This is a genomic window from Pseudomonas syringae group sp. 26L6 (assembly GCF_032587815.1).
GTDB lineage: Bacteria > Pseudomonadota > Gammaproteobacteria > Pseudomonadales > Pseudomonadaceae > Aquipseudomonas > Aquipseudomonas amygdali.
On record NZ_JAWHPJ010000050.1, the window covers coordinates 64992 to 71376 of the forward strand.

Below are 6385 nucleotides of genomic sequence, written 5' to 3' on the forward strand. Positions count from 1 at the left end.
AATGGTCGATCTTCCCTGATCGCTGCGGCGTTCCTTCGCTGCAGCTGTTGAATTGGATCCTACATTCACTGAGGGTCCGTCGATAGAGCCAATCGCGTCTGTTGCTGTAAGCCTTTCGCCATAGCGATGTACGCCGTTAAAAAGTGTGACCGGCCGCTCATGTTTGGTCAGGATGCGCCGAGACGCTTAAAAGGCTCTGAATCGCGCGTTGCGCGGATCGGAGTCATCAGAAGAAAAAAAATAATGCATGGGATGCCAATCATGAGTATGCGCAGTTTGTCCATCAGTCGCCGTCTGTGGCTGATTCTTGTCGTTTCAGTGCTGATGCTCTTCGTCCTGTCGGCGACGCTGCTCAGGCAGCTGCATAACGACCTGTATCAGGCCAAGGCCGAGAAAACCATGCATGTGGTGCAGACTGCCAGCGGCATCCTCTCGTTTTATCAGGGGCTTGAAGCTGCAGGCGGCATGACACGCGAGGCTGCGCAACAGCAGGCCTTGAAAGAGATAAAGAGCCTGCGTTACAGCCAGAGCGACTACTTCTGGATCAACGACCTGCGCCCGGTGATGATCATGCACCCCACCAACCCCAAACTTGAAGGCCAGGACATATCGACCATCAAGGACCCGGACGGCTTTGCGGTGTTCAACGAAATGGTCACGCTGGTCAAAGCCCAGGGTGCCGGGATGGTGAATTACCGCTGGCCCAAGCCCGGTGCCAGCGAGCCGGTGAAAAAAACTTCTTACGTGCAGCTTTTTCAGCCCTGGGGCTGGATTCTGGGGTCGGGCGTATACGTCGATGACGTAGCGGCAGAGTTCAAGGCACAGCTATGGAACGCCGGCATCTTCATCGCAGGCATCGTGCTGGTCATGGTCCTGCTACTGGTCATGATTGTGCGCAGTATCGTGCGACCGCTGAGAGCGGCGGTCGGTGCAATGGCCAGCATCGCCAGTGGCGAAAGTGACCTGACCCGTACGCTGGAAACCCACGGCAAGGATGAAATCACCGAGCTGGGCGTTCACTTCAACGCCTTTGTCGCCAAGCTGCGCAATGTCGTCGGCCAGTTGCAGAATTCGGCAGTAGCGCTGGGCCAGGCCTCAACGGATCTGGGCAGCAATGCCGGGCAGGCGCAGAAACGCAGCGAGCAGCAGTCCCAACAAATGGACCTGGTTGCCACCGCGATCAACGAAGTGACCTATGGCGTACAAGACGTGGCCAAGAACGCCGAGCAGGCCGCCAACGAAATGCGTGATGCCGAGTCACAGGCGCAGCAGGGTCAGGTCAACATTGATAACAGCCTGCGCCAGATCGAACACCTGTCCGCCACCATCGGCCAAGCCGTTGAAGTGATGCAGAGTCTGGCCAGCGAGAGCACGCAGATCGGCAGCGTACTGGAAGTCATCAGTTCGATTGCCGAGCAGACCAACCTGCTGGCACTGAACGCCGCCATCGAAGCGGCACGCGCAGGTGAACAGGGTCGTGGCTTTGCCGTAGTGGCTGACGAAGTACGTCTGCTGGCCCAGCGCACCCAGAAGTCGACTGCAGAAATCCAGGCCATGATCGAACGCCTGCAAAAGCATTCCGACGCGGCGGTCAAGGTAATCGGCGACAGCAGCCGTTCCTCGCAACTGACTATCGAGCAGGCCAACCAGGCAGGCCAGAGCCTGACGTCCATCAGTCAGGCGCTACGCAACCTCAATAGCCTGAACACCTCCATTGCCAGCGCTACTCTGCAACAGACGCATGTGGTGGACGACATCAACCAGAACGTGACCCAGGCCGCGCAATTGTCCCAAAGCACCGCACTGGCCGCTGAACAATCGACTTCGGCCAGCCTGCACCTGCGCGACTTGAGCGAAGAACTGAACGGGCTGCTGAAGCAGTTCCGGGTTTAAATCTGCATTGCGATGGGGTGCACGGAACCTAGTGCGCCTCTTGTTGCCTGACACCTGCTTAATCAATCGCTCATTTAGCTGCTTATTTATTGCAGGGGGTCACATGCGCACACTGGAATTGGCAGGCAGAACTGTACCAGTGCTGGGTCAGGGCACCTGGCACATGGGTGAAAAAGGGCACCTGCGCTCGGCAGAAATTGCTGGCCTTTGCCTGGGTATCGAACAGGGCCTGACCCTGATCGACACCGCCGAGATGTACGCCGACGGCGCTGCCGAAGAGATCGTCGGGCAAGCCATCGCCGGGCAACGCGACAAGGTATTCGTGGTCAGCAAGGTCTACCCGCACAATGCCAGCCGCAGCGGTATCCCGGCCGCGTGCGAAGCAAGCCTGCGAAGGATGAACACCGACTACATCGACCTTTATCTGTTGCACTGGCCGGGCCAGTACCCACTGACCGAAACCGTCGAAGCCTTCGAACGCTTGCAGGAAGCGGGTAAAATCGGCGCCTGGGGTGTTTCCAACTTTGATGTCCCGGACATGATCGAGCTGAACAACCCGCGTTGCGCGACCAATCAGGTGCTTTACAACCCGGAACAACGCGGCATCGAGTTCGACCTCATGCTGTGGAGCGCTGATCGCCACCTGCCATTGATGGCGTATTGCCCGATTGGCCAGGCAGGCGATCTGCTCTATCACCCTGCCCTGCACGAAATCGCCAAACGCCATGACGCAACACCGGCGCAGATTTCCCTGGCGTGGGTGCTGCGTCAGGACAACATGATCGCCATTCCCAAGGCGACCAACCCGGAGCATATTCGTCTGAACATCGCTGCCGAGCAGATTCGCCTCACCGAGCGCGACCTGGCCGACATTGACCTGGCCTGGCCAGCGCCGACTCGCAAAGTACCGCTGGCAATGGTCTGACCGGTTTCGATGCAGTCGCAGCTGTCGATTGACTGAACGGCCGCCAATGCGGCCGTCTCTTCATGTGACAGATGACACACTTGGCAACAAGCTGTCACAAATATGAAATAACGCCTTGTCATCATGCGGCCTTCGCCTCCCTGCCCGGGCCAGGCCGCACGTGGACAGCCATGAACCACAGTATTGCTCACCACCATCAGGACTCCGACCTTTTCGGTCTGCTCTACGGCTTCCGTTTTCGCCACGCTGAAAGTGGCCAGGAAATCGGCTCGGCCGCCGCGCTGGATTACCTGCAAAACCCTCCGGAAGAGAACGACTTCATCTGGCTGCACCTGAACCTGTCGCACGCAGCCTGCGAGCGCTGGATGAAAACCCATCTGGACCTTCCGGAAGAGTTTTTCGAGGCCCTGCACGAAGGCTCGCGCTCTACCCGAATCGAGCACGTCGACGCCACGTTGCTGGCGGTAGTCAACGATGTGGTGTTCGATTTCAACAGGCTCTCGACCGACATCTCGACCTTGTGGGTCTGCGCCCGCCAGCGCTTGCTGATTACCGCCCGGCTGCAGCCACTGCGCTCGGTAGACAAGTTGCGCTCAGCGGTCAAGCGCGGCGAACAGTTCGATTCACCGCTGGAACTGCTCGCTCACCTGCTCAGTGACCAAGGCGAAGTGCTGACCCAGTTTCTGCGCAAGACCAGCGTCAACGTCGACCGCATTGAGGACCAGTTGCTTTCACAGCGACTGAGCAACAATCGCTCCGAACTCGGTGCCATGCGCCGTGTGCTGGTGCGACTGCAACGCCTGCTGGCGCTGGAACCGGGCTCTTTGATGCGCCTGTTGCACAAGCCTCCGCAATGGCTGCGCGAGCAGGATGTCCAGGCGCTGCGCCAGTCCATTGAAGAGTCCTCGCTGGTGATCAACGACCTCACGGCACTGGGCGAGCGCATCAAACTGTTGCAGGAAGAGATTGCCGCCAACCTCAATGAACAGAGCAGCAGAACCCTGTTTACCCTGACCGTGGTAACGGTTCTGGCATTGCCGATCAACATTGTCGCGGGCTTTTTCGGCATGAACGTGGGGGGTGTACCATTGGCGTCCGACCCTGAAGGCTTCTGGATTCTGGTGGCACTGGTCGCGACGTTTACGCTGGTCGCGGGACGCTGGGCATTTCGCAAACGTGGCGATTATTGACCCGGCCTGCCGGTTGTCAGAAATCTGGCGCAAAAGGCCACTGATTACTCGCATGTCGCATCTCTGTCACATTTTGCAATGACCATGTCAATATTCTTTCAATCAGGATTGCGAACATGGCTATAAACGCACTTTCTCCCGATGCGACGGGCCGGGCGGGCCTGTCGGCAACTCACTTCGGGCGCAAACCGGGTCGACTGACCATGGTCATTTTCTTCGCGATACTCATCGCCGGCCTGCTATTTACTGGTTACAGCCTCAAGCAGGATGTCGATGACATGGGCACGGTGGTTACCACCTGGACCCCGTTCGTGCTGCTGGGCGTGGCGTTGCTGATTGCACTGGGGTTTGAGTTCGTCAACGGTTTCCATGACACCGCCAACGCAGTCGCAACCGTGATCTATACCCATTCCCTGCCACCCGGCTTCGCGGTGGTCTGGTCGGGGTTCTTCAACTTTCTCGGTGTGATGCTCTCCAGCGGTGCAGTAGCGTTCGGCATCATCGCACTGCTGCCAGTGGAGCTGATTCTGCAAACCGGCTCATCGGCAGGCTTCGCCATGATCTTCGCCCTGCTGATCGCGGCGATCATCTGGAACCTGGGCACCTGGTGGCTGGGCTTGCCAGCGTCCTCTTCGCATACGCTGATCGGCTCGATTATCGGTGTCGGCATCGCCAACGCCTTGATGCACGGACGGGACGGCACCAGCGGCGTGGACTGGTCTCAGGCGACCAAAATAGGCTACTCACTGTTACTGTCGCCGCTAGTGGGTTTCGGCTGTGCCGCCTTGCTGTTGCTGGCCATGCGCATGTTCATCAAGAACCGCGCGCTGTACAAGGCACCAGAAGGCAATGCACCGCCACCGCTGTGGATTCGCGCCATGCTGATTGTGACCTGCACTGGCGTTTCATTCGCTCATGGCTCCAACGACGGGCAGAAAGGCATGGGGCTGATCATGCTGATTCTGGTCGGCACCCTGCCGATGGCCTATGCGCTCAACCGCACCATGCCAGCCGATCAGGCCACTCAGTTCGGTGCGGTGGCAGAGGTCACCCAACAGGCACTGATGCGCAGTGCTCCCCTGCCTGCCCCGGCTGACTCGCGCCAGACCCTGTCGGATTATCTGGTCAGCAAACAGGCAGGCCCCGACCTGATCCCTGCGCTGGCGGTCATGACCGGCAAGATCGGCAATCAGGTCGCCAGTTACGGCTCGCTCTCGAAGGTGCCTGCGGAAGCGGTCACCAACGTTCGAAACGACATGTACCTGACCTCGGAAACCATTCGGGTGATGGATAAGAACAAGGTAGGCAATTTCGACGCCGATACCCAGACCAAGCTCGATGCGTTCAAAGGGCAGATCGACAGCGCGACGCGTTTTATTCCGACCTGGGTCAAGATTGTGGTCGCTATCGCCTTGGGGCTGGGCACAATGGTCGGCTGGAAACGCATCGTCGTGACGGTAGGTGAGCGCATAGGCAAGACGCACATGACCTACGCACAAGGCGCGTCGGCAGAAGTCGTGGCGATGTTCACCATCGGCGCGGCGGACGTGTACGGGCTGCCAGTGTCAACCACCCACGTGCTGTCATCCGGGGTAGCGGGGTCGATGGTCGCCAACGGTTCAGGCCTGCAAATGCGCACCTTACGCAACCTGGCCACCGCCTGGGTGTTGACCCTGCCGGCTGCCATCCTGCTTTCGGGTTCGCTGTACTGGGTGTTCAGCAAACTGTTTTGAGGTCTTCGGCGAGCGGTGCCTGCTGCCATCAAGTCTTGATGCAGGTCGCAAAGAGGACGCGGAGCGTCCAGAAATGCATGCGACGCGGAGCGTCGCACGATAGTTGCGATGATCGTTCCTCACGCTCCAGCGTAGGAATGCAGGTCTCGACGCGGAGCGTCGCACGATAGTTGCGATGATCGTTCCGCACGCTCCAGCGTGGGAATGCAGGTCGCGACGCGGAGCGCCGCACGATAGTTGCGATGATCGTTCCGCACGCTCCAGCGTGGGAATGCAGGTCGCGACGCGGAGCGCCGCACGATAGTTGCGATCATCGTTCCTCACGCTTCAGCGTAGGAATGCAGGTCGCGACGCGGAGCGCCGCACGATAGTCGCGATCATCGTTCCTCACGCTTCAGCGTAGGAATGCAGGTCGCGACGCGGAGCGCCGCACGATAGTTGCGATTATCGTTCCGCACGCTCCAGCGTAGGAATGCAGGTCGCGACGCAGAGCGCCGCACGATAGTTGCGATGATCGTTCCGCACGCTCCAGCGTGGGAATGCAGGTCGCGACGCGGAGCGCCGTACGATAGTTGCGATGATCGTTCCTCACGCTCCAGCGTAGGAATGCAGGTCGCGACGCGGAGCGCCGCACGATAGTTGCG

General features: G+C 59.3%; 4 protein-coding genes. All 4 read left to right on the forward strand.

Going from position 1 to position 6385, the window contains the following annotated elements; genetic code table 11:
* Nucleotides 1-261 precede the first annotated feature (261 nt).
* The 4 genes from RYA97_RS20015 (at nt 262) to RYA97_RS20030 (ending at nt 5741) form a co-directional block, all read left to right on the forward strand.
* Nucleotides 262-1893 carry a methyl-accepting chemotaxis protein gene (locus RYA97_RS20015; RefSeq protein WP_080164716.1) on the forward strand — a complete coding sequence of 544 codons (1632 nt, stop codon included), beginning with the start codon at nt 262-264 and terminating at the stop codon, nt 1891-1893.
* A 103-nt stretch (nt 1894-1996) separates the two neighbouring features.
* Entirely contained in the window at nt 1997-2818 is an 822-nt protein-coding gene (locus tag RYA97_RS20020) for an aldo/keto reductase (RefSeq protein ID WP_004660705.1), read from the forward strand.
* A 170-nt stretch (nt 2819-2988) separates the two neighbouring features.
* Entirely contained in the window at nt 2989-4008 is a 1020-nt protein-coding gene (locus RYA97_RS20025; protein ID WP_002552763.1) for a transporter, read from the forward strand.
* 116 nt (nt 4009-4124) lie between these two features.
* The gene (locus RYA97_RS20030) at nt 4125-5741 is read left to right on the forward strand and encodes an inorganic phosphate transporter (RefSeq protein WP_005744270.1); all 1617 of its coding nucleotides are present in this window, start codon (nt 4125-4127) and stop codon (nt 5739-5741) included.
* Nucleotides 5742-6385 lie beyond the last annotated feature (644 nt).

Bases quoted from the DNA above. Each gene is read 5' to 3' on its own strand.
- RYA97_RS20025 (WP_002552763.1), top strand. From the start codon at position 2,989: ATGAACCACAGTATTGCTCACCACCATCAGGACTCCGACCTTTTCGGT.
- RYA97_RS20030 (WP_005744270.1), top strand. From the start codon at position 4,125: ATGGCTATAAACGCACTTTCTCCCGATGCGACGGGCCGGGCGGGCCTG.
- RYA97_RS20015 (WP_080164716.1), top strand. From the start codon at position 262: ATGAGTATGCGCAGTTTGTCCATCAGTCGCCGTCTGTGGCTGATTCTT.
- RYA97_RS20020 (WP_004660705.1), top strand. From the start codon at position 1,997: ATGCGCACACTGGAATTGGCAGGCAGAACTGTACCAGTGCTGGGTCAG.